The following is a 22,355-nucleotide window of genomic DNA, read 5'->3' on the forward strand; positions in this document are numbered from 1 at the left end:
CCGTCTCGCATGAAAATTGATCGCCTCCCCTTCATCACGTATGAAGGACGCCTCATCGATCGCGGAATTCTCACATGTCGCTCACCATTCGCTCCGTCACGAGGCAGGACTACGATCAATGGCTCCCGCTCTGGGACGGCTACAACGCCTTCTACGGGCGCTCCGGTCCGACTGCGCTTGCGGGCGAGATCACTAAGATGACGTGGCAGCGCTTCTTCGATGCCTATGAGCCGGTGCACGCGCTGGTCGCCGAAAGCGACGGCAAGCTGCTCGGGCTGACGCACTATCTGTTCCATCGCAGCACCACCGCGATCGAGCCGTCCTGCTACCTGCAGGACCTGTTCACGCTGGAAGCCGCGCGCGGCAAGGGCGTCGCCTCGGCGCTGATCCATGGGGTGTATGAGCGGGCCAAGCTGGCGGGCTCGCCACGGGTCTACTGGCAGACCCACGAGACCAACCTCACGGCACAGCGCCTGTACGACCAGGTCGCGGAGCGGTCCGGCTTCATTGTCTATCGCAAGCTGTTCTGATCCACGCGCACCGCCTGTGGGCAACTCGTCCTGTCACCGGCACGTTACACACCGGGACTAGGCTGCAGTTGCGTCTGATCAGGCCCCCCGTCACCGATCAAGCGCCCCAAAGCGGTCCCCGTCAGTCGCCGCGTCTGACAGGGGCCGCATTTCTTTGTCCGCGCCGCCGGCATGGCAGCAGCGCGGCGGGCGGCTTGCTGCTGCGGCGCGTACTGGTCAGAATGCCCGCCGCTCATCTCCGACAGAATCTTTCATGGAAATTCGCAATCTCGGCGCCTCCGGACTACGCGTGTCCGCGGTCGGGCTCGGCTGCAACAATTTCGGCCAGCGCACCGACCTCGAGACCTCGCGCAAGGTCATCCATCGCGCGCTCGACCTCGGCATCACGCTGTTCGACACTGCCGACATCTATTCGAACATGGGCGGCTCGGAGACCGTGCTCGGCACCGTGCTGGGCGATCGCCGCAAGGACATCATGCTGGCGACGAAATACGCCAAGCCCATGGCCGAGGATGGCACCAGGCAGGGCGCCTCGCGCCGCTACATCATGGAGGCCGTGGAGGCGAGCCTGAAGCGGCTGAAGACCGATTACATCGATCTCTACCAGCAGCACGACTACGACCCGCTGACCCCGATCGAGGAGAGCCTGCGCGCGCTCGACGATCTCGTCCGCCAGGGCAAGGTCCGCTACATCGGCAATTCGAACTTTCCGGCCTGGCGGATCGCGGAAGCCGAGTACGTCGCACGCGCGATGAATGTCAGCCGCTTCGTCTCGTGCCAGGACGAATATTCCCTGCTCGTACGCGACATCGAGAAGGACCTGCTGCCGGCCGCGACGGAATACAAGCTCGGGCTGTTGCCGTTCTTCCCCCTCGCAAGCGGTCTGTTGACCGGCAAATACAGGAAGGGCGAGGTCGCGCCTGCCGACACCCGCTTCGGCAAGGTGCCGCGGCTGCGCGACCGCTACGTCACGCCGCGCAACGAGGACATCGTCGAGAAGCTCCAGGCCTTTGCGAAAGCGCGCGGCCATTCGATGCTGCAGCTCGCCTTTTCCTGGCTCGCCGCGCGCCCGCAAGTCTCGAGCGTGATTGCCGGTGCGACCCGCGTCGAACAGATCGAGGAGAACGTCAAGGCGATCGCCTGGAGACTCAGCGCCGACGAGATGGCCGAGATCGACAGGATCACCTTGGGCTGAAGTGTAAAGGGCGGCGCTACTTCGCGCCGCGCCCCACCGTCTGCATGACTTCAAAACCCTCGAACTGGGGATGGCCGAGATAAAGCGGCTTGTTGTCGCCGGCGCGGTGATGCGCGGCGCGAAACGCCTCCGACTTGGTCCAGGCCTCGAAGGCCGCATGGTTGGCCCACACGGTGTGGGAGGCGTAGAGCGTGTGGTCCTCGGCTTCCGGCCCGCGCAGCAGATGGAATTCGACAAAGCCCGGCACGTTGTCCAGATGAGTGTCGCGGGTCAGCCAGACCTGCTCGAAGGCGGACTCGGAGCCCTTGGCGACGCGGAAGCGGTTCATGGCGATGTACATGCGGTGGTCTCTCCTGATCCGGAATTGTAAGGGACGCATCGCCCTCACACTCCCTCGCCGCTCTTGCGGGGAGAGGGTGGGGTGAGGGGCCGTCTCCGCCCATTCGGCGTCGATTGTAGGCGAACTGCGTGGCGCACGCACGGTCAATGTGGGAGTCGGAAACACGGCCCTCTTGGCAACAGTGTGCCCTGCCCCTCAACCGGATCGCGCCGGACGATGCTGCGCATCGCCGGGGCGATCCGACCTCTCCCCGCAGAAGGGCGGGGAGAGGTTATGTAACCAATCCCTTCATCGGCCGCACGCTCGCGCTGTCCGGAAACACCGTCTCCGCCAGCACGCGATCCGACAGGCCGAACTGGTCCTGCAGCACGCCCTTGATCACCGCGCGCAGGTCCGTCGTGGGCTTGAGGTCGCGGGCCTCGTACAAGTTCGCGAGCTTGAGGCCCGGCCAATCCGAGATGACGCGGCCGCCTTTCACGGCGCCGCCGGCGAGCAGCGCGATGGTACCGGTGCCGTGATCGGTGCCGTCGGTGCCATTGATGCGCGCAGTGCGGCCGAACTCGGTGGCGACGACGACGACGGTGTCGCGCCAACGCTCGCCCAGACCGCTCTCGAATTCGGCGAGCGCGCCGTCGAGACCGCCGAGCAGGAAGGCGAGACGCCCGACAGGGCCGCCCTCATTGGCGTGCGTGTCCCAGCCGTCGAAGGCGAGCGCGGCGATGCGCGGGCCGTCGTCGGCCGCCATCAGCTTGGCCGCGCCCCGGGCCACTTGCCGCATCTGCGCAACCTGATTGCCGCCCTTCGCCTTCATGTCGTCGCCAACAGCGGCCTTGTCGAGCTGAAGGCCTTGCGACAGCGCCGCCGCCAGCGCGGGATCGCGGTGGCGATAGAGCTCGACGAGCCGCATCGCGGTGTCGTCGTCGGCCTGCGGCAGCGCGACCGGCGCCCAGCCCACGGTCGGCGCATTGCCGCGCAGCACCAGCGACGTGGTCGGCCCGACCGCAAGGCCGCTCGACACGCGCTCGCCGCGCGGCAGCGCCTCCAGCGCACGGTTGAGCCAGCCGGACTGCACGCGACCCGGGCCGGCATAGCCGCTTTCGAGCACGTCCTGGCCGTCGAAATGCGAGCGGTCGCGATAGGGCGTCGCCACCGCATGGATCACCGCGGCATGCCGGTCGCGATACATGCGCGCGAACTCCGGCATCGCCGGATGCAGCGCGAAGAACGAGTCGAGCATGATCGCGCGATGTGCGCCATCGGCCGTGAGCGCGATCGAGCCATGCAGGCCGGCGTAGTCGGGGTCACCGAGCGGCGCGACGGTCGAGAGCCCGTCGAGCGCGCCGCGCAGGATCACCACGATCAATCTGGGATCACGTCCGTCGGCGGCGCGCGCGAATTTCGGCAGGTAAGCCCACGCCGCGAACGAGGCGCCGCCGAGCAGGAGCCCGCGGCGCGAGGTGAGGAGCCGGTTCTCGATGCAGTCGATCATCTTCATCTCCTCTGCATTTCCGGCGACATCAGCAGCAGCGCCAGCGCCTGCTGGCGCGACTCCGCGCGTTCGATGGTGCGGCGCGTTTCGATCGAGGCCGCGTCGGCTGCTGCGAACTCCAAGAGGTCGAGCGGATCGATGTTGTTGCCGAGCCGCGCGCCCATCTGGGCGGCGATGTCGAGCCTCAGCTTCATGCCCTCAGGCGCGGCCCAGGCGGCGCTGGTGTCGGGGAAACCGTTGGGCCCTGCCGGCGACCACAGCGGCTGTCCCAGCAGGTTGAGATTGTTCAGATACGCGCCGGGATCCTCGGGCACGCGCGCGAGCAGCCGGCCGCTCGCGACCAGGAAATCGTAAGGGCTGCGCATCTTGGTCAGCGGCGCTTTCCAGGCCTCGTCGGCATCGACCAGCGCCGTCGCAATCGCCTTGAGATCGCCGTCGGTCCTGACGAAGACATCGCGCAGCCGCGCCACGAGCGCGGGCGGGGGCTCATCTGCGACGAAATGGCGGACGAGCTTGGTCGCGATGAAATTCGCGGTCGAGGGATGACGCGCGATGTCGGCGAGCGCAGCCTCGCCCTGCGCAAGGCCGCTCGGCTCATAGGTCTTGCCGAGCAGCATTTGCGGCCCGGGCTGGTGCGCATTGGCGTTGAACACGAACGAGCCGGGTGTGCCGAGCTGCCCTTGCCGACCGGCATAGGTCCAGCCGGTGATGATACGCGCGAGCGAGGTGACGTCCTCCTGCGTGTAGCCACCGCCGACGCCAAGCGTATGCAGCTCCATGATCTCGCGCGCGAGATTTTCGTTCAGCCCGCGCTTGCGGTTCTGCCCGGCGCGCGAGTCAGGGCCGAGCGATTGCTGGTTATCGAGGAAGAACAACATCGCCGGATGCTGCTCGACCGCCTTCAGCATGTCGGCGAAACGGCCGAGCACGTGCGGCCTGATCGCCTCGCGCTCGAACGCACCGGCCCAGATCCGCGCCAGCTCGCCCTTGCTGGCGGAGATGCAGAAATGATTGGACCAGAACACGACGAGACGCTCGGTGAAGCCGCATTCGACCAGCGTCGCGCGCTGCAGGCGCGCCAGCGCCTCGGCGCGAAAGGTCTTCTGGATCACGTTGAGCGGCTGCGGCGCGGGCTTTGCCGCCGGCGGCGTGGCCGCGCTCGGCTGCATCGTTTCCGGCTTCGCCATCGTGTCGGCAGGCTTCGCCTCCGCCATCTGGCCGGCGATCTCGGTCGCGGCTGCATTGAGTGAAAGGTTGCGGCGCAAAGCGGGCTTCTGATCGGCCGGCGCCTGCGGCGGCGTCTCAGCGGCCTTGCCAGTTTCCTTGGCAGCCTCGCGCGCCTGCTTGACCTGCTCCTGATAGGCAAACACCGCCTGCCCGAGCTGCGGCGTCGATTGCAGCCCCGGCGCCTCGAGCAGCACGCCATTGGGACGGGCCAGTTCCGCCTTCACGAAGCCGCGCGGATCGGAGGCCGCGTTGATGAGATCACCCGATGCACCACCGCGGGCACCGAAGCCGAAGCGGTTGAGCGCAACGAGGGCGGCTTGCGAATCGCGTGCCATCGATTTGTCCTTCGCGGATTGCCAACCGCTTTCCTGATGCGTGCGCTGCGCATAATATAGCGCAGCAACAGATGAACCCGACATGAAAATGACGGCGAAGCTTCGGCGTAAATCATGACAATTCCGAAAGAAATGCCGTCAGCGCCGGCACTTCCGCGCCGCCTCATCTGCTCCCGCTGCGGCAGCGAATTCGGCTGCGATCTGTCCGGCGATTGCTGGTGCGCGGAGGAAACCGAGCGCCTGCCGATGCCGGTCAAGGGCGAGGATTGCCTGTGCCGGGCATGTCTGCGCAAGGCTGCAGAGGCGAGCGCTGCTGGTTAGATGCGACACGCAGCCATATTCTCCCGTGTCGTCCCGGCGAAACCAGGGCGACGTTGGAGAGCGAGTGTGCCCGACAGCTACACCGCAAATCCCGGCGACTTCCGCGCCATGCCGTCGAAGGCATCCAGCAGTTTCCCGCGCCAGGCATAGACCGGATCGTCCGTCTCCAGCAGCTTGAACGGGCTCACCACGCGCGCCCACTGGAATCCGCCGAACACGATGTAGTCGGCATAGTTCGGTGCCTGCCCGCCGAGAAACGGCTGCGTCTTGAGCGTCTGGCGCATCACCTCCAGCGACTTGCGGAATGCGATCACGCCGGCATCGCGGCTCCCCATGATCTCCTCGAGAGTCTTGCCGCCGAAGCGCGCCTCGCGGGACTTGCGGAAATAGGCGGCATCCACCTCGGCCAGATTCTTCGGGATGTCGGCGATGATGAGCGGAAAGATGCCGCCGACGATCGCGATGTCGCCCCACGCGTTGATCATGCGCGCCATGGCGCGGCCGCCCTCGCCGCCGAACAGTGACGGGCGGTCCGAAAAATTGTCCTCGAGATAGTTCGCGATGGTCCAGGAATCGACGATCGGCCTGTCGTGATGCAGCAGCACCGGGACTTTCTCCGAGCCGTGCGGCGCGATCGCGCTCTTCTGGGTGAAGCGCCAGGGCACCGTCTCCGCCGACAGACCCTTGTGCGCCAGCGCCATCCGCGTGCGCCAGCAATAGGGGCTGAAGGGGCGTGCGGCGTCGGTGCCGACGAGCTCGAACAGTTTGAGTGACATGGCTGGCAGGCTCCTCATGCTCCGTCATTGCGAGGAGCTCTTGCGACGAAGCAATCCAGACTGCCGTCGCGGAGACATTCTGGATTGCTTCGCTTGCGCTCGCAATGACGATGTGGAGGCGGCAGCGTGCATCACCGCCCGTTGGTGCGCAGCAGCCTCTCGCCGCCTTCCGTCACCGCGATGACCAGTCCGACACCGGGCAGCGTCTCGCGCGCCACGTAGCCGCGCTCAGCGGCGTCTTCCCAGATGGTGAGGCGCGGGCACGAGGTCTTCCAGGTCGAAATCACCTCGGCATAGGCGCGCGGTTCGCGCGCGATCCATTCGACGAAGTCCAGCACCAGCGGATCGGCGTTACAGCTCATTGCAAACCTCCCTTTTCGAAAGCGGCCAGCACCGGCGTGCGAACCAGGAGCCAGCCGCCATAGGCGATATAATAGCAGGCGATGGTGGTGATCAGCTTGTTCGACCAGGCGATGAATTGCTGGTCGGTCATGGCTTCGAGGATGCGCCGCGCCAGCGTGGTGCCGAGCATCGAGGCTGCGATCGCGACGCCGGCGAGCACGGGATCGAGGCTCGCGGCCTGGTCGATGATGCCGCCGAAATAGACCAGCTTGGTGAAATGGCTGACGAGCTGGCACATCGCTTTCGTCGCGACCTTCTCGCGCCGGCCAAAGTCGCCGCCCAGGAAGAAGGTGTCGAGCAACGGCCCCGACACGCCGGTCATCAGCATCAGGCCCATGCAGATCGTCCCATAGACAGTGCCCTGCCAGAGCCTGTCGGGATCCGGCTTGATGTCTGACGGCAACAGCCGTGCCATGAAGGGGGTGATGCCGAGCAGGAGCAGGGCCGTCGGCTTGTCCGGCACGTAGCGGGTGATGGACCAGGCGGCGAGCGCAATGGCAGCACCGACCATGTAGTTCGCGACCGGCCGCCAGCGGATATGCGCCCGCCACAGGAACGCGCGCCAGCCGTTCGAGGCCATCTGCGTGATCGCATGCAGCACCATCGCGGTCGGCAGCGGCATCAGGGCCAGCAGCACCCCGATCAGGATCAGCCCGCCCGCCATGCCGAACAGCCCCGACAGGAATGCGGTTGCGACCATCAGCAATCCAAGGGCAGCGATCATGATGGGCGTCACAAGGGGAATCTCCTTCCGCGGGCACGCATAGTCAGGGACGCACGCTGTTTCACTCCCTCGCCCCGCTTGCGGGGAGAGGGGTGGGGTCAGGGAGTCTCCGCGGGAACGGTGACAGTTGGACTCGCGGAGAGTCCCCCTCACCCGGAATTTGCTGCCGCAAATTCCGGGCTCCCCCCGCAGGCGGGGAGAGGCGAAGGCAACGGCGCCTCCCGGTCAATCAACTTGGAATTACGGTCATTCTTCTGCCTCGCTTGCCGCGTCTTCGCAAACTGAGTTATCTTGCCCTGGCATCAGCTTTCCTGAGGGTCGGGCATTTGCGGCGGCTGCTGTTTCTCAACGGCATCAAGGCATTCGAGGCGGCGGCGCGGACAGGCAGCTTTGCTGCGGCCGGGCTCGAACTCAGCGTGTCGGCAGCCGCCGTCAGTCGCATGGTGCATCTCCTGGAAGAGCGGCTCGGCGTCGCCCTGTTCGAGCGCAAGGCCAACCGCCTGGTGCTGACGCAGGCCGGCCGCGCGTATCAAAGCGGGCTGACCCCGATCTTCGATGCGCTCGCAAGCCTCACCGCGCAGGTGACGGCGCCTTCCAGCGTGCGCGTGCTCACCATCGGCGTCGGCCACACCTTTGCGATGCGCTGGCTGATCCCGCGGCTGTCGGAGTTTCGCAGCGAGGAGCCCGACATCGAGGTGCGCTTCACCACCGGCGGCGCCCTGGTGCCGTTCGGCGAGGACTGGAATTGCGGCATCAAGCTCGGCACCGGCGACTGGCCCGGCCTCGTCGCCGAGCCGTTGTTTGCCGGCGATCTCACGCCGGTCTGCGTGCCCCGTCTCGCAGCCTCATTGAAGCGGCCCGCCGATCTCCGGGGACCCAGCCTGATCCGCGTCGCGCACTCGCCCGAGGACTGGCCGATCTGGCTGAAGGCCGCGAACCTGCCGCGCATCAACGCGCGCGGGCCGCAGTTCCAGTTCTATGGCCAGGCACTGCAGGCCGCCGCCGACGGGCTCGGCATCGCCATGGGCATCCGGCCCTATATCGACGACGATCTCGCCGCTGGACGGTTGGTCGCTCCGTTCGACCTCTCCGTGCCCAAGGGCATGCGCTGGTACCTGCTCTATCGCAGCTTCCAGACCGAACAGCGCGACTTTGCCGCGTTCCGCCGCTGGATCATGCGCGCGGCATCGGAACCCACCGCCCGTCCCCTCCGGCGGTCCAGCCGCAGTTCCGCGCGGAACTGACGCCACACCGGCAAAAAAGCCGGCATCTTGTGAACGGCTTCACATCCCAGAGTCGGCAAACGTGGTCTCCTGACCCTCCAAAAAGACACTTACGGACCACTTTGGGGACTAGCAATGACGACCCTCTACGACGGCTTTGACATCGAATCCTTCGAAGCTGGCAAGGGACTGTGGCACGCCCGCATCCGGCGCGCCGATTTCAGCCCGGTTGCCATCGACGGCGTGCTGTTTCCGGCCATGGAAGTCGGCTTCGCCTGGCCCGATCGCGATGCCGCGATCGCCGACGCCAAGCATCACATCGATCGCTTCCGCCGGCGCGCCGCCAGGGGCGACGAATAGGCCTTTCAGCACAGCGCGGCGCGCAACCAGGAACCCGTGATGTCGTCTATCGAGATCGAAGAGACCCAGCCGCTGGCCCGAACCTACGCCCGGTCGGTGCTGTCGAAATGCCCGGACTGCGACGGCGAACTCACGGTGGTCCGCGTGATCGGCGGTCGCGCCGGATGTGAGTACTGGACCATGCGGTGCACCGATTGCGGCGGCATTCATCTCGACGTCCTGAAGCCGCGCCAGGCGGTCGAGGACGACGACGGACCGCTGCCTGCGGCGTGAGCGCAGGTATCGGCCACGGGCTGCTGCCAACCTGCTGTCAGCAGCCTGAGCGGGTCATTCGCCCTTTATTGAGCGGCGGACTCGTCCCATATTCGCCACATGGCGAAGAAACCTGCTCCCCCGAAATCCCCCAAATCCAAGGCCCCGAACTCGAAAGCGCACCGCCCTGATGTGCAGCCGATCGGGCCGGCGCTGGCCGAATTGCTCAATCCCGCGATCAATCGCGGCGACGCCGGGCTTGGCTCGGGCACCGGCCTGCAGCCGCCGCCGGACAATTCGCGCGACCGCCGCGCCGGGGGCGAGGCCGCTGCGCATCGCGCGCGCGCCTCGACGCCGAAGGAGTTTCCGCAGGATATGACGCGACCGATGCCGCTGCGGCCCAATCCGCAGCCGCCGGGGGCGCGTGCATCGACCGAAGGTTTTGATGAAGCGCCGCAGGCCAATTACGGCACCGCCGCGACGATCCCGACGCTCGATCCGGAACTGGCCCGTCAGCTCGGACTTCCCACCGAAGAGGATGACGCGGAAGCGCTGGCGCGTCCGCCGCGCAACAAGATGGAGGCGCTCGGCGTCAAGGCGACTGCGGAGGCGCTGGAGTCGCTGATCCGCGAGGGCCGCCCGGAGTTCCGCAAGGACGACGGCTCCATGAAAGTGTGGACGCCGCACCGCCCGCCGCGGCCGGAAAAGTCCGAAGGCGGCGTGCGCTTCGAGATCAAATCATCCTACGAGCCCAGGGGTGACCAGCCGACCGCGATCAAGGAGCTGGTCGAGGGCATCGAGCGCAATGACCGCTCGCAGGTGCTGCTGGGCGTCACCGGCTCCGGCAAGACCTACACCATGGCCAAGGTGATCGAGGCGACGCAGCGCCCGGCGCTGATCCTGGCGCCGAACAAGACGCTCGCCGCCCAGCTCTATGGCGAGTTCAAGAGTTTCTTCCCCGACAACGCCGTCGAGTATTTCGTCTCGTACTACGACTACTACCAGCCCGAAGCCTACGTTCCGCGCACCGACACCTATATCGAGAAGGATTCGTCCATCAACGAGCAGATCGACCGCATGCGCCACTCGGCGACGCGCGCGCTGCTCGAACGCGACGACGTCATCATCGTGGCGTCGGTGTCCTGCATCTACGGTATCGGTTCGGTCGAGACCTACACCGCGATGACCTTCGCGCTGAAGAAGGGCGAGCGCATCGACCAGCGCCAGCTCATCGCGGACCTCGTCGCGCTCCAGTACAAGCGCACCCAGGCCGATTTCACCCGCGGCACCTTCCGGGTGCGCGGCGATGTGATCGACATCTTCCCGGCGCACTATGAAGACCGCGCCTGGCGCGTGAACCTGTTCGGCGACACCATCGAGGCCATCGAGGAGTTCGATCCGCTCACCGGCCACAAGCAGGACGAGCTCGAATTCATCAAGATGTACGCCAACTCGCACTATGTGACGCCGCGCCCGACGCTGGTGCAAGCGATCAAGTCGATCAAATCGGAGCTGAAGCAGCGGCTCGACCAGCTCAACAACCAGGGCCGCCTGCTGGAAGCGCAGCGGCTGGAGCAGCGCACCACCTTCGACCTCGAGATGATGGAGGCGACGGGGAGCTGCGCCGGCATCGAGAACTATTCGCGCTATCTCACCGGCCGCCGCCCCGGCGAGCCGCCGCCGACGCTGTTCGAATACGTTCCCGACAACGCGCTGATCTTCGCCGACGAAAGCCACGTCACCATTCCGCAGATCGGCGCCATGTTCCGCGGCGACTTCCGCCGCAAGGCGACGCTGGCCGAATACGGCTTCCGCCTGCCCTCCTGCATGGACAACCGCCCCTTGCGCTTCGAGGAGTGGGACATGATGCGGCCGCAGACGATCGCGGTGTCGGCGACGCCGAGCGGCTGGGAGCTGAACGAGAGCGGCGGCGTGTTCGTCGAGCAGGTCATTCGACCGACCGGACTTATTGATCCTCCCGTTGATATTCGCCCTGCCCGCACCCAGGTCGACGATCTCGTCGGCGAGGTCCGTGCCACAGCCCAGGCCGGTTATCGCTCGCTGATCACGGTTCTCACAAAGCGCATGGCGGAGGACCTCACCGAATACTTGCACGAGCAGGGCATCCGCGTCCGCTACATGCATAGCGACATCGACACCATCGAGCGCATCGAGATCATCCGCGACCTCCGCCTCGGCGCGTTCGACGCGCTGGTCGGCATCAACCTGCTGCGCGAAGGCCTCGACATCCCCGAATGCGCGCTGGTCGCGATCCTCGATGCCGACAAGGAGGGTTTCCTGCGCAGCGAGACCTCGCTGATCCAGACCATCGGCCGCGCCGCGCGCAACGTCGACGGCAAGGTGATCCTCTATGCCGACCAGATGACGGGCTCGATGGAGCGCGCCATCGCCGAGACCAACCGCCGCCGCGAGAAGCAGGTCGAGTACAACAACGCCAACGGCATCACGCCGGAGAGCGTGAAGAAGCAGATCGGCGACATTCTCAATTCGGTCTACGAGCGCGACCACGTGCTGGTCGAGGTCGGCGGCCACGACATGACCGACGACGTCATCTCGATCGGTCAGAATTTCGAGGCCGTGCTGGCCGATCTCGAGACGAGGATGCGCGAGGCCGCCGCCGATCTGAACTTCGAGGAAGCCGCCCGCCTGCGCGACGAGGTCAAGCGCCTGCGCGCGACTGAGCTTGCGGTGGTCGACGATCCCACCGCGAAACAGCGCACTGTTGCAGGCAAGGCCGGCGCTTATGCCGGCGCGAAGAAGTACGGCGACGCCGCCAACCTTCCCGTCAGCGCCATGAAGAACAAGAGCGTCGCAACGGCGCTCAAGGCCAGCGGCGGCAAGGGCTCCCGCGTGCACAAGCCGCATCTCGACGAGATGCACGGCCCGGAATCCCTGCCCTACCGCGCCAGCCCGAGCCTGCCGTCAAAGCCGTTCGGCAGCACGAGCAGGATCATCCAGCCGACGGACTCGCGGCAGTCGGGTCCGGAGTTCGGGCCGGCGCCGAAGTCGACGGGTGGGGCGCCAGGGCGCCGCGGGGGGTGGAAGAAGAGGTAGGGGCGCATCCGCGCTCGTCGTGACCATGGCTTCCGGGCTCGCCGCCTTTTGGCACCCCGGAATGACGAATGGAGGGATCTCCCCTCACCCCACGCTCGCCGTCACCACGGCCATCACCGACAGCAGCAGCACGATGGTCATGAGCTGGAGCGAGGCGGCGGGCTGGGTGCGCCAGGCCGTGATCTTGTCGGAGAGCGACAGATGGGCCTCGAAGAACTTCGGCTCGTAGACGGTCTTGAAGACGGCGGGAAAGCTCGGGCCGAGGGTGACCGCGAGCATTGCATGCAGCATCGAGGCAACCGCGACGAAGATGGCGACGCCGGGGTCGCCCACGAGGTCGTGGTTGCCGACGAGCTTGAGCAGGAAGGCGGCGGTGGCGAAGCTCGGGAAGCTCTGCAGCGTCGCAGTGAGCGCGAGGCCTTCGAGCGCGTTGTGCAGGCGGGACTTTCTCGCGGCGGCGGTGGCGGCCATGGCACGTCTCCCTGATGACATGGGGATGACGTTAGCCGCGGTGCCGGCGGGGTGACGTGAGATGGGTCACGCCGGTGCTTCGTCTCTCCCCGCCTGCGGGGAGAGGGGGCAGCCTGCCGATGCGGATGCTGTGTCGCGCTACAGCTTCCCCTGCCCGTTCATCTGGCTCTGTTGCTGTTGCTGGCGCTGCCTCTCCTGTTCCTTCGCGTGATGCCTGCCGTAGAGACAGCCGGCAGCGGCCCCTAACATGCCATGATGGCCGGCATAGTGGCCGGCGACGCCGCCGACGACGGCGCCCTTGATGCAGCCCTTGGCGTTGGCGGCGGAACTCGCGCCTAGCATGAGGAGCGCGGCGGTGACGGCGAGAAGCGTGGCTTTCATGGATCGATGTCTCCGGATGCGGTGTCCCGACATCAACGGGCGTGAACGGATCCAGGTTCCCTTGCGCGACACCCGGCAAGACGCGTCGGCAACCCGCCGTCCACGGGGACCGGTAGATTACGGGGTTCTGTTGTAAATCTCACAAAGCGCAGTCAATTGTGCCTTGCAAAAACGTGAATTGAGTTTTGGCCGAAATCGGCTATTTCGTTCGCACACAAATGAGTTGAGCGCCCCGGCGCACCTTGACGGTGCATGGGGTTGTTTTCCGTTTTTTCTGCAAGCCAGCGTCAGGACTGCCCAAATGACAGAGCACAGCCTCTGGCGTTTCTCGCGCGCATTGCACCGTGCGATCAACGACCGGCATTTCGAGGATATCGAGGCCCTGATCGACGAGGACGTCGAGTGGGCGCTCTACGGCCCGATCGACATGTTTCCGTTCCTCGGCGCGCGCCAAGGCAAGGACGCCGTGCTCGACGTCATCCGCCAGCTCGCCGACAATTTCCAGGTCCGCCGCTTCGACCGGGAGAGCATCATGCTGGGCGTGGATTCCGCCGCCTCGATGCTGCGCTATTCGCTGACGGCGCTCGATACCAACAAGCCGATCTCCTTGCGCGTGGCGCAGTTCGCCCAGTTCAGGGCGGGCAGGCTCGTCAGCATGCGGGTGCTGATCGACACCTTCGACCTGGTCGAGCAGGCACTCGGCCGCGCCATTCATCTGCCGAAGATGACCAGCGTCGGCTGAGGGGGACGCCAACGGGCCCCGCATTCCGGGACCGATGACAAGGCGACCGCGACGTCCTGGCCTCCAGCCCCGCCGGATGCCGTCGCAGGCCAGCCGTCATCGGGCGCGCGCCTTTCGCGCGGCCCGTTGGTTCGCGTCCTCCGGCGTCGCGAGGCGAGTCGTCACAATTTCGCAACGATAGGTGAGCATGCTCCGCGCGGAATAGCGCATTGCAGAAGGACCCTATATATTGGGAATAGCATGCGCTGGGGTTTGCGGGCAGGACGATGCAATTCTCGACGGGTTTTGGCTGGGCCAGGCTGCCGGTGCTGGCGGCCGCGTTGATCCTGGGATCGGCGCTGACGGTCTCGGCGCAGATCATCCCGCCCTTCTCCCCCGGCCCGGCCGCAGCGTCCGACGACGAGGAGGCGGAGACGGCGGAGGTTCCCAGCGCCAACGATCCCGACGTTATGAAGAGCATCGACGTCGACAAGCTCGACTGGAGCCAGCTCGCCATCGACGCCGGCACGCTCAACGACATCATCGCCGCCAAGAAGCGCGCACAGGCCGCGGCCAATAGCGGACTGAACTGGTCGTCGAACGCCAACGCCAACGGCTCCTCGGCGGTGACGGTGAAGCAGTCGGTGTTCGAGTTCTGGGATACGCGGATCGGCGCCGACATGACGGTGGCGAGCGAGCCCAGGACGATGTCCGAGCTGCTGGCCCAGAAGGCCGCCAATGGCGGCAGCCTGCCGCAATCCTCCGGCAGCGCCTGGGCGACCGCGACCGCGCCGGGCGCGGGGGTGATCTGGGACAAGACCGCGGTGGAGGCCCGTGTCGATCCCGGCACCGACCAGAGCAAGATCGGGGCGTCGTTGACCAAGTCGGTGCCGCTGTCGGGCGACACACAGCTGACGCTGCAGAACGGCTACAGCGTCAACCAGCAGGGCACCACTGCCGTCCCCGGCATCGGCGGCCACATCACGCGCAATTACGAGACCGACCAGTCCGCCAGGGTCACCATCACCGACACCGGCACCAGCATCACCGCGGGCCAGACGCTGTCGACCACGGACGACAAATGGCTGCGCAAGCTCGGCGCCGAGCAAAAGCTGTTCGACAACGTCACCGTCTCCGGCTCAGTCGGCGAAACCTCGCAAGGCGCCATCAACAAGAGCGTGACGGCCGGATTCAAAAAGAGCTGGTGAGTTCTTCGCCTCTCACCGCTTGCGGCGAGAGGCCGGAATTGCGCGAGCAAATTCCGGGTGAGGGGGGACTCTCCGCGAACTCCTCTGTCACCGTCCCGCGGAGACTCCCCCTCACCCACCCTCCCAAGCGGGGCGAGGGAGAAGACCGCCGAACCTGACTACGAGCTTCACCTCGCCGCAGCCGCCATTCACACTCCCCTAACCATACGCCACGGCAAAACCCCCGAATGGTCCCCCCTTGCCGCATCTCGGCCCCTTTGCTGTCAAAATCAGACGCCCTGATGCGGGCTGCCTTACAGACATCGTCGTGCGGGGGACACTCGCGCTGCGCTCAACGCGAACAGGGGAACAACGATGAACGCCATCCGTCCGGAAAAGATCGAAGCCACCGAGACTGAGACGGTCGACACCAATCTCGCCGCGGTCTCCGAGGTCGAGGCCGGCATTCGCGATTTCGTCCGCAACGACATCGCCTATCTGCGCCGTCCTGCCTCGGGCACCGACGCGCCGCCGCTCGATGCGAGCGCCGAGGCCACCGTCACCAACGTCAACTCGCTGATCCAGCGCGTCGCCGGCACCTCGCTCGCCGAGATCGAGAACCTGATCTCCGAGCTCGAGAGCCTGCGTGACCTGCTGCATGCCGAGGGCCAGCGCGTCCAGCGCGAGATCTCCGGCTACGCCCAGCTCAGCCAGGCCGCGATGAAGTCGACCCGCATGATCGCCGACAACGTCGCGCAGTGGAAGCGCGCCGCCGACGGCCTTCGCAACAGCTGATCACCAGCACGACGCATCATTGGCCGCCGCGTTCCCGGAAGTGGGCGCGGCGGTTTTGATTGTGGCGGTGTTTCCTCCCTCTCCCCGCTTGCGGCCGCTTGCGGGGAGGGGGGAGTCTCCACAAGGACGGTGATAGACAGACTCGCGGAGAGTCTCCCCTCACCCGCCGCGCTTTCGCGCGTCGGCCTCTCCCCGCAAGCGGGGGGCGAGGCGAGGAGCCCACCTGTTGAACCCTCCGTCCCCTCCCGGCGACCAATGCCAGGCGCCCGTGCCGCCACGGCCGGGCTCAGGGGACATGTCAGATGGAAAGCATTCGGCCCGACACCACGGACCCCATACCGCTGCGGCCCGCGCCGAGCCAGTTCGGCACGATCATGCTGCGCTTTGTCGGATTGCTGGCGATTGCGATCGCGGTGCTGGCGTTCGTCTATAGTCGCTGAGGCGGGGCCGCGGGCCCTGGGACGTTAACAGACCGTTACCGGTCAGCGTCGACGGTCGAAGCTTCCAGGGTGTAGGCGCCGTCGGCATAGCCCTTCACCACCATGCCGGCGACCAGCATCACGGCCAGCGTCGCGGTCGCAAAGATAAATCCAACAAACTTGAGTGCGCCGCGGTCAGCCATGGTCCTCGTCCCCTGTCCTTCTGTCTATTCGTTTCAAATAGACAGCGACAGGTTCATAATTGGTTAGCAACTTGATGGTTCCGGCAATTGCTTCGCGGTAACCATGTTGCGCAGGCTTATGGCAGCCGGTCCGAATAGCGTCCATAGCGCGCGGGCCACAGTTGGCACCAATTCGGCGGATGTTCCCCCTTCCCTGCTCTGAGAGATGCAGCCGGCGAGATGCGTTTTGCTGCGCCCTCGCCCCTCGTACAAGGGGAGAAGAAGGAGAGCTCGCCTTGACCTATTCCAAACTACGCGCTCTTCCGCAGCGGCACGAAGGCGCTCGCGGTGATGGAGTAGACCTCCTCGCCGCGCTGGTTGGTGCCGGTGGTGCGGGCCGTCAAAATGCCCCAGCCGGGACGCGAGGCGGAGGTGCGCTTGTCGAGGACTTCGTTGACGTAAGAGACGGTGTCGCCTGCGAGCACTGGCCTGATCCAGCGCAGGTCGCGAAAGCCCGGCGACGGGCCCCAGACCGCGACCTCCTCGCCGCGCGAAGCAGCCTCGCGCGCCAGACGCTGGCCGTCGGCGACAAGCAGGCTCATGCAGGCCGAGCCGACATGCCAGCCCGAGGCGGCGAGCCCGCCGAACAGCGAGTTCTTGCCCTCCTCCTCGTCCAGGTGAAAGCGCTGCGGATCGAATTTGGCGGCGAATGACTTGATGGACTCCGCCGTGAACGTATAGGTGCCGATCTCCCGGCGCTGTCCGATCGCGATGTCTTCGAAGAACCGCATCAGGCCGCTCCCTCGCGCCGCTTGATCAGGATCGGCGAAGTCATTTCGGCAAGCACCTGTCCTGCGGCGTTGCGCACGGCGCATTTGAACTTGACGATGCCGAGCCCGGGGCGGCTCTTGGAGACCCGCGCCTCCAGCACGTCCACGTCGAGCGTGAGATCGTCGCCGGGCCGCAAGGGCGAGAGCCAGCGCACCTCGTCGACGCCCGGCGAGCCGAGCGAAGCCGCGCGGGTGATGAAACCGTCGGCCATCATCCGCATCATCAGCGAGCAGAGGTGCCAGCCCGAGCCGGACAGGCCGCGCAGCATGCTCTTAGCCGCTGCCTCCTCGTCGAGGTGCATGGGCTGCGGATCGAACTCGGCGGCGAAGGCCAGGATCTCGTCACGGGTGACATGGCGCGGGCCGAACGTTCCGAACCGGCCGGGCGGAAAATCTTCGAAGGTCAGGGTCATCTTGGGAAAGCTTTGCGGGAATGACAGATTGTGGCCGCACTTTGCGGCAATCTCAACCCGCCGGCCCGCATGGCTCGTGCTACATACGGCGGATCTGCGTTGATTTGAGTCGGATCGATCGACGGCCGAAACGCGATTTGAAGTCCCGATTTGCCTTGGGGAGAGCAATGTTTTCATTCAGCGACCTGTTCCAATGGGACCGCTTCATCACGCCGACGATCATCAAGACTTTCTACTGGCTGGTGATCGCGCTGATCTGCCTGTTCGGCCTCTCCGGCATCTTCTCAGGGCTGGCTGCAATGGCGATCAGCCCGTTCGGCGGCTTCCTGGTGCTGCTGTCGTCGATCGCGAGCGTCGTGGTCGGGATCGTGTTCTCGCGCATCGTCGCCGAGCTGATCCTGATCGTCTTCCGCATCAACGAGCATCTCGGCGCGATCCGGGACCAGGGCGGCGGGATACGCTAAAGCATGATCCGGAAAAGTGCGAAGCGGTTTTCCGGAAAGATCATGCGCGAACGACAACCTAAAGCGCGATGACGATTCATCCCAATCCCATCGCGCTTTAGCACGTCATTCCGAGGGCGCGCACAACCCGGCATCCATCGGGCCTCAGAACAAGTGGACGAATCTTCTCAGGTGCGCAATTGCGCACCATGGCTCGCGCCAAGAGGCGCGCCGCGGAATGACAGATCCGGCTTACGTATTAAACCTGAAATGCATCACGTCGCCGTCGGCGACGACGTATTCCTTGCCTTCGAGGCGGAGCTTGCCGGCATCGCGGGCGCCGGCTTCGCCGCCGAGCGCGACGTAGTCGTCATAGGCGATCGTCTCGGCGCGGATAAAACCCTTCTCGAAGTCGGTGTGGATCACGCCAGCAGCTCCCGGCGCCTTGGTGCCGCGATGGATGGTCCAGGCGCGCGCTTCCTTCGGACCCACCGTGAAATAGGTGATGAGATGGAGCAGCGAGTAACCGGCGCGGATCAGGCGATCGAGCCCGGCCTCCTCAAGGCCCAGCGTCTCCAGGAAGTCCGCGCGCTCTTCACGTGAGATCGTCGCGATCTCGGATTCGATCTTGGCGGAGATGACGACGGCAACCGCGCCCTCCTTCGCCGCCTGCTCCTCGACCGCCTTGGAGAACGCGTTGCCGGTCGCAGCCGAGCCTTCCTCGACGTTGCAGACATAGAGCACGGGCTTTGACGACAACAGGCCGAGCATCGCGAAGGCGCGCTCCTCCTCCGCCTTGCGCTCGACGAGGCGCGCGGGCTTGCCCTCGCGCAGCAGCACCAGCGTCCGGTTGACGAGGTCCAGCTGTTCCTTGGCGTCCTTGTCGTTGCCCTTGGCCTTCTTGGTGAGGTTGTCGACGCGCTTCTCGAGGCTGTCGAGGTCGGCGAGCATCAGCTCGGTCTCGATGGTCTCGATATCGGCGAGCGGGGCGATCTTGCCCTCGACATGGGTGATGTCGGAGTCTTCGAAACACCGCACGACATGCGCGATGGCGTCGACCTCGCGGATGTTGGCGAGGAACTGGTTGCCGAGCCCTTCGCCCTTGGAAGCGCCGCGCACGAGGCCGGCGATGTCGACGAAGGTCAGCCGGGTCGGGATGATCTGGCCCGACTTGGCGATGGCCGCAAGCTTGTCGAGGCGCGGATCGGGGACGGCGACCTCGCCGACATTCGGCTCGATGGTGCAGAACGGATAGTTCGCGGCCTGCGCCGCAGCCGTCTCGGTCAGCGCATTGAACAAGGTCGACTTGCCGACATTGGGCAATCCGACGATCCCGCATTTAAATCCCACGAGCGTTATTCCTTGCCGTTCTCGTCCTTGGTCAAAAATCCCTTCGCCTGCATGGCCAGATGCACCCTGTTGGCGAAGGTCGCGTCCGTGCCCTTGGCGATCAGTGCGGCATGCTCGGCGACCGCGTCGCAGAGCGTCGCCACCCATTCGTTGTCGGCCTTGGCGAAGTCCGACAGCACGTGGCCGTGCACCAGTTCCTTGACGCCGGGATGACCGATCCCGAGCCGCACCCGGCGGTAGTCGTTACCGATATGCGCCGAGATCGAGCGCAGGCCGTTATGGCCGGCGATGCCGCCGCCGATCTTCACCCGCACCTTGCCCGGCGGCAGTTCGAGCTCGTCGTGAAAGACGGTGACGTCGCCCGGAGCGATCTTGAAGAAGCTCGCCGCCTCCTGCACCGAGCGACCGGAGTCGTTCATGTAGGTCGTGGGCTTGAGCAGGATCACGCGCTCGGTGCCGAGCGCACCTTCCGACGTCTCGCCCTGAAAGCGGCGGCGCCACGGCGAGAAGCTGTGACGCCGCGCGATCTCGTCGACGGCCATGAAGCCGATATTGTGCCGGTTACGTGCGTATTTCGCGCCGGGATTGCCGAGCCCAACAAAGAGTCGCATGACGCGGCGCGCCCCTCGCTCGGCGCGCGGTCAGGAACCGCGCGCCAGCCTTGAGAGATTACTTCTTCTTGTCGCCGCCGGCGGGAGCCTTGGCAGCCGCCGGAGCAGCAGCACCAGCCGCCGGAGCAGCAGCGCCAGCCGCCGGAGCAGCAGCGCCCGCAGCCGGAGCCGCGCCACCAGCCGCGGCCGCAGCAGCAGCCTTCTGCTCTTCGGCGTAGCCGGACGGCGGCACGATGGTGACGAGGGTCGCGTCCTCGCGGGTCAGCGCCTTCACGCCGGGGGGCAGCTTGATGTCCGACAGGTGGAGCGAGTGACCGATTTCGAGCGAGCCGACATCGGCCTCGATGTACTGCGGGATGCTCTCGACGCCGCATTCGAGCTCGATGGCGTGGGCCACGATGTTGACGGTGCCGCCGCGCTTCACGCCCGGGGAGCCTTCCGCCTTCACCACGTGAAGGGGAACGCTGATGCGGATGGTGGCGCCTTCGCCGAGCCGCATGAAGTCGACATGGATCGGGAAGTCCTTGACCGGATCGAGGTGGTAGTCGCGCGGAATCACGCGGTGCTTCTTGCCCTCGAGATCGATGTCGACCAGCGTGGTCAGGAACCGGCCGGCGAGGATGCGCTGGCGCAGTTCACGATCTTCGATCGAGATCGTGACGGGGGGCTGGTTGTTGCCATAGATCACTCCGGGCACTCTCCCGGCGCGACGCTCAGCCCGGGCGGCCCCCTTGCCGCTCTTCGGACGTGCGGTCGCCTTCAATTCCTTGACGGTCGTCGCCATGTCGTTAACTCCTTGTTTTTGCAAAAGTTAATGGGCCGCAAGGCGGCCCATGGCAGCGTCCGCAGCAAGCCTCCAGGGGTGCGGGGGCCGCGGACGTGGCGGGCTTTTACCCGGAAGATGCGGAAATGACAAGGCGAATGGGCTGATAGCCCCGGGTTTCCTATCCTTCTTACCCTCCCCTGGATGGCCCTGGAGGGTGAGTAGCCCTACCCGCCCAGCTTGGCCTCGAGCGCCGCGATGCGCGCCTTCAGGGCCTCGTTCTCCTCGCGCGCGAGGCGCGCCATATCCTTGACCGCCTCGAACTCCTCGCGCTTGACGAGGTCCATGTCGCGCAGGAATTTTTCCGCCTGGGTGCGCATCACCGTGTCGAACTCGCGCTTGACGCCCTGGGCCGCACCGGCGGCGTCGTTCATGAGGCGGCCGATCTCGTCGAAAAACCGGTTGCTGGTCTGGGTCATGTCGGTCTCCTGGCGGCCTCGAGATAAACTTTGCGCGAACGTTCGAAAGACAATGGCAATCCGATCGGGCCGGTTCAAGAGCGAAGCGGCGGTATCCTTGTCATGCCCCGGTTTCCTTGCAATCGTATTCAACGTCCCGGCATAAGCAGAATCATGCGGCGTCTGCTGGCGCTCTATTGCCGCAATCTCGTCCAGACATACAAGGCGCGATGCCCTTCCTGCTCATCGACTTTCCCTCGTTCAGTCCGATCGCACTCCAGATCGGGCCATTTGCGATCCGCTGGTATGCGCTCGGCTATATCTGCGGGATCACGTTCGGCTGGCTCTACGCCCGCGCACTGATCAAGAACGACAGGCTGTGGGCCGGCTCATCGCCGATCAGCCTGGTGCAGATCGACGATTTCATCTTGTGGGTGACGCTCGGCATCATCGTCGGCGGCCGCAGCGGTTACGTCCTGTTCTACAATCTGCCCTTCTTCATCGAGCATCCGGCCGCCATCTTCAAATTGTGGGAAGGCGGCATGTCCTTCCACGGCGGCTTCCTCGGTTGCGTCGTCGCGGTGATGTGGTTCGCCCGGAAGAACGGCATCTCGATCCTGTCGCTCGGCGACATCACCTGCGGCGTTGCGCCGATCGGGATTTTCCTGGTGCGGCTGACCAACTTCATCAACGGCGAATTGTGGGGCCGTCCCGCCGATCCCACCCTGCCCTGGGCCATGGTCTTCCCGAGCGGCGGTGACGTGCCGCGCCATCCGAGCCAGCTCTACGAGGCAGGCATGGAGGGGCTGCTGCTGTTCGCCGTGCTCGCCGTGATGATCCGCAGCGGCGCCTTGAAGCGGCCGGGTCTCGTCCTCGGCAGCTTCATCCTGATCTACGGCCTGACCCGGATCATCGGCGAGCATTTCCGCGAGCCGGACGCCCAGCTCGGCTTCCTCTGGGGCGGATTAACGATGGGCATGCTGTTGTCGATCCCGATGCTTATTGTCGGCCTCATACTTATTGTATTGGCAGCGCGGCGCGGTGCGCCGAAGCCGATCGAGGCCGTTCGTTAATTCATTTCG

The 22,355-nt window shown here is 65.6% G+C and carries 28 protein-coding genes; 13 read left to right on the top strand and 15 right to left on the bottom strand.

Annotated features, from left to right (window positions below):
• The first annotated feature begins 74 nt into the window (after positions 1-74).
• A complete protein-coding gene (locus tag ACNJYB_RS34585) occupies positions 75-530 on the top strand; it encodes a GNAT family N-acetyltransferase (RefSeq protein ID WP_439371063.1) in 456 nt (151 codons plus the stop codon).
• 253 nt (positions 531-783) lie between these two features.
• Complete coding sequence (locus ACNJYB_RS34590; protein ID WP_439371065.1) at positions 784-1,725, top strand: aldo/keto reductase; 942 nt, start codon at positions 784-786, stop codon at positions 1,723-1,725.
• Positions 1,726-1,741: 16 nt separating this feature from the next.
• Here ACNJYB_RS34590 and ACNJYB_RS34595 read toward each other — a convergent pair whose 3' ends face one another.
• The 3 genes from ACNJYB_RS34595 to ACNJYB_RS34605 form a co-directional block, all read right to left on the bottom strand.
• Entirely contained in the window at positions 1,742-2,065 is a 324-nt protein-coding gene (locus ACNJYB_RS34595; RefSeq protein ID WP_439371067.1) for an antibiotic biosynthesis monooxygenase family protein, read from the bottom strand.
• Positions 2,066-2,336: 271 nt separating this feature from the next.
• Positions 2,337-3,554: a DUF1501 domain-containing protein gene (locus tag ACNJYB_RS34600; RefSeq protein ID WP_439371069.1), complete on the bottom strand. Its 1,218-nt coding sequence runs from the start codon at positions 3,552-3,554 to the stop codon at positions 2,337-2,339.
• 2 nt (positions 3,555-3,556) lie between these two features.
• Positions 3,557-5,116, bottom strand: a complete 1,560-nt coding sequence (locus ACNJYB_RS34605; RefSeq protein ID WP_439371070.1) for a DUF1800 domain-containing protein — start codon at positions 5,114-5,116, stop codon at positions 3,557-3,559.
• A 114-nt stretch (positions 5,117-5,230) separates the two neighbouring features.
• Here ACNJYB_RS34605 and ACNJYB_RS34610 point away from each other — a divergent pair, with 114 nt between their 5' ends.
• Positions 5,231-5,437 (top strand): cysteine-rich CWC family protein, encoded by a 207-nt coding sequence (locus ACNJYB_RS34610; protein WP_439371072.1) that lies wholly within the window; start codon positions 5,231-5,233, stop codon positions 5,435-5,437.
• 77 nt (positions 5,438-5,514) lie between these two features.
• Here the strand turns inward: ACNJYB_RS34610 and ACNJYB_RS34615 are convergent, their stop codons facing one another.
• From ACNJYB_RS34615 to ACNJYB_RS34625, 3 genes are all read right to left on the bottom strand, one after another.
• Positions 5,515-6,213, bottom strand: a complete 699-nt coding sequence (locus ACNJYB_RS34615) for a glutathione S-transferase family protein (protein WP_439371073.1) — start codon at positions 6,211-6,213, stop codon at positions 5,515-5,517.
• Positions 6,214-6,344: 131 nt separating this feature from the next.
• On the bottom strand, positions 6,345-6,575 hold the full coding sequence (locus ACNJYB_RS34620; RefSeq protein ID WP_439371075.1) for a hypothetical protein: 231 nt from the start codon (positions 6,573-6,575) through the stop codon (positions 6,345-6,347).
• Positions 6,572-7,351 carry a TSUP family transporter gene (locus tag ACNJYB_RS34625; RefSeq protein WP_439371076.1) on the bottom strand — a complete coding sequence of 260 codons (780 nt, stop codon included), beginning with the start codon at positions 7,349-7,351 and terminating at the stop codon, positions 6,572-6,574. The genes ACNJYB_RS34620 and ACNJYB_RS34625 overlap by 4 nt, the downstream gene beginning before the upstream one ends.
• A gap of 314 nt (positions 7,352-7,665) precedes the next feature.
• On the opposite strand from ACNJYB_RS34625, the gene ACNJYB_RS34630 reads away from it, so the two are divergent.
• The 4 genes from ACNJYB_RS34630 to uvrB all read left to right on the top strand — a co-directional run bounded on the left by ACNJYB_RS34630 (position 7,666) and on the right by uvrB (position 12,249).
• The gene (locus ACNJYB_RS34630; RefSeq protein ID WP_439371078.1) at positions 7,666-8,583 is read left to right on the top strand and encodes a LysR substrate-binding domain-containing protein; all 918 of its coding nucleotides are present in this window, start codon (positions 7,666-7,668) and stop codon (positions 8,581-8,583) included.
• 114 nt (positions 8,584-8,697) lie between these two features.
• Positions 8,698-8,922, top strand: coding sequence for a hypothetical protein (locus ACNJYB_RS34635; RefSeq protein WP_439371080.1), 225 nt, complete (start codon positions 8,698-8,700; stop codon positions 8,920-8,922).
• A 39-nt stretch (positions 8,923-8,961) separates the two neighbouring features.
• Positions 8,962-9,195, top strand: coding sequence for a hypothetical protein (locus ACNJYB_RS34640; RefSeq protein WP_439371082.1), 234 nt, complete (start codon positions 8,962-8,964; stop codon positions 9,193-9,195).
• A gap of 99 nt (positions 9,196-9,294) precedes the next feature.
• Positions 9,295-12,249: an excinuclease ABC subunit UvrB gene (uvrB, locus tag ACNJYB_RS34645; RefSeq protein ID WP_439371083.1), complete on the top strand. Its 2,955-nt coding sequence runs from the start codon at positions 9,295-9,297 to the stop codon at positions 12,247-12,249.
• Between the two features lie 84 nt (positions 12,250-12,333).
• On the opposite strand, the gene ACNJYB_RS34650 is transcribed toward uvrB, so the two are convergent.
• Positions 12,334-12,720: a hypothetical protein gene (locus tag ACNJYB_RS34650; protein ID WP_439371084.1), complete on the bottom strand. Its 387-nt coding sequence runs from the start codon at positions 12,718-12,720 to the stop codon at positions 12,334-12,336.
• A 138-nt stretch (positions 12,721-12,858) separates the two neighbouring features.
• Positions 12,859-13,101 (bottom strand): hypothetical protein, encoded by a 243-nt coding sequence (locus tag ACNJYB_RS34655; protein ID WP_439371086.1) that lies wholly within the window; start codon positions 13,099-13,101, stop codon positions 12,859-12,861.
• A 301-nt stretch (positions 13,102-13,402) separates the two neighbouring features.
• On the opposite strand from ACNJYB_RS34655, the gene ACNJYB_RS34660 reads away from it, so the two are divergent.
• From ACNJYB_RS34660 to ACNJYB_RS34675, 4 genes are all read left to right on the top strand, one after another.
• On the top strand, positions 13,403-13,843 hold the full coding sequence (locus tag ACNJYB_RS34660) for a nuclear transport factor 2 family protein (protein ID WP_439371088.1): 441 nt from the start codon (positions 13,403-13,405) through the stop codon (positions 13,841-13,843).
• Positions 13,844-14,109: 266 nt separating this feature from the next.
• The gene (locus ACNJYB_RS34665; protein WP_439371090.1) at positions 14,110-15,030 is read left to right on the top strand and encodes a hypothetical protein; all 921 of its coding nucleotides are present in this window, start codon (positions 14,110-14,112) and stop codon (positions 15,028-15,030) included.
• Between the two features lie 354 nt (positions 15,031-15,384).
• Positions 15,385-15,804 (top strand): hypothetical protein, encoded by a 420-nt coding sequence (locus tag ACNJYB_RS34670; RefSeq protein WP_439371091.1) that lies wholly within the window; start codon positions 15,385-15,387, stop codon positions 15,802-15,804.
• 302 nt (positions 15,805-16,106) lie between these two features.
• Positions 16,107-16,244, top strand: coding sequence for a hypothetical protein (locus ACNJYB_RS34675; protein WP_439371093.1), 138 nt, complete (start codon positions 16,107-16,109; stop codon positions 16,242-16,244).
• 35 nt (positions 16,245-16,279) lie between these two features.
• On the opposite strand, the gene ACNJYB_RS34680 is transcribed toward ACNJYB_RS34675, so the two are convergent.
• From ACNJYB_RS34680 to ACNJYB_RS34690, 3 genes are all read right to left on the bottom strand, one after another.
• Positions 16,280-16,426 carry a hypothetical protein gene (locus ACNJYB_RS34680; RefSeq protein WP_165424826.1) on the bottom strand — a complete coding sequence of 49 codons (147 nt, stop codon included), beginning with the start codon at positions 16,424-16,426 and terminating at the stop codon, positions 16,280-16,282.
• A gap of 290 nt (positions 16,427-16,716) precedes the next feature.
• A complete protein-coding gene (locus ACNJYB_RS34685; protein WP_439371094.1) occupies positions 16,717-17,196 on the bottom strand; it encodes a MaoC family dehydratase in 480 nt (159 codons plus the stop codon).
• Positions 17,196-17,648 (bottom strand): MaoC family dehydratase, encoded by a 453-nt coding sequence (locus tag ACNJYB_RS34690; protein ID WP_439371095.1) that lies wholly within the window; start codon positions 17,646-17,648, stop codon positions 17,196-17,198. The genes ACNJYB_RS34685 and ACNJYB_RS34690 overlap by 1 nt, the downstream gene beginning before the upstream one ends.
• 167 nt (positions 17,649-17,815) lie before the next feature.
• Here ACNJYB_RS34690 and ACNJYB_RS34695 point away from each other — a divergent pair, with 167 nt between their 5' ends.
• A complete protein-coding gene (locus ACNJYB_RS34695; protein ID WP_028176656.1) occupies positions 17,816-18,112 on the top strand; it encodes a DUF4282 domain-containing protein in 297 nt (98 codons plus the stop codon).
• Between the two features lie 231 nt (positions 18,113-18,343).
• Here ACNJYB_RS34695 and ychF read toward each other — a convergent pair whose 3' ends face one another.
• The 4 genes from ychF to ACNJYB_RS34715 form a co-directional block, all read right to left on the bottom strand.
• Positions 18,344-19,441 carry a redox-regulated ATPase YchF gene (gene ychF / locus ACNJYB_RS34700; RefSeq protein ID WP_439371097.1) on the bottom strand — a complete coding sequence of 366 codons (1,098 nt, stop codon included), beginning with the start codon at positions 19,439-19,441 and terminating at the stop codon, positions 18,344-18,346.
• A 5-nt stretch (positions 19,442-19,446) separates the two neighbouring features.
• On the bottom strand, positions 19,447-20,052 hold the full coding sequence (pth, locus tag ACNJYB_RS34705) for an aminoacyl-tRNA hydrolase (protein WP_439371098.1): 606 nt from the start codon (positions 20,050-20,052) through the stop codon (positions 19,447-19,449).
• Positions 20,053-20,110: 58 nt separating this feature from the next.
• Entirely contained in the window at positions 20,111-20,836 is a 726-nt protein-coding gene (locus ACNJYB_RS34710; protein ID WP_439371099.1) for a 50S ribosomal protein L25/general stress protein Ctc, read from the bottom strand.
• Positions 20,837-21,042: 206 nt separating this feature from the next.
• Positions 21,043-21,294 (bottom strand): accessory factor UbiK family protein, encoded by a 252-nt coding sequence (locus ACNJYB_RS34715; protein WP_018648337.1) that lies wholly within the window; start codon positions 21,292-21,294, stop codon positions 21,043-21,045.
• A gap of 209 nt (positions 21,295-21,503) precedes the next feature.
• Here ACNJYB_RS34715 and lgt point away from each other — a divergent pair, with 209 nt between their 5' ends.
• Positions 21,504-22,346, top strand: coding sequence for a prolipoprotein diacylglyceryl transferase (gene lgt / locus ACNJYB_RS34720; RefSeq protein WP_439371101.1), 843 nt, complete (start codon positions 21,504-21,506; stop codon positions 22,344-22,346).
• Positions 22,347-22,355: the final 9 nt, after the last annotated feature.

The organism is Bradyrhizobium sp. SMVTL-02, from assembly GCF_051853005.1.
Lineage (GTDB): Bacteria > Pseudomonadota > Alphaproteobacteria > Rhizobiales > Xanthobacteraceae > Bradyrhizobium.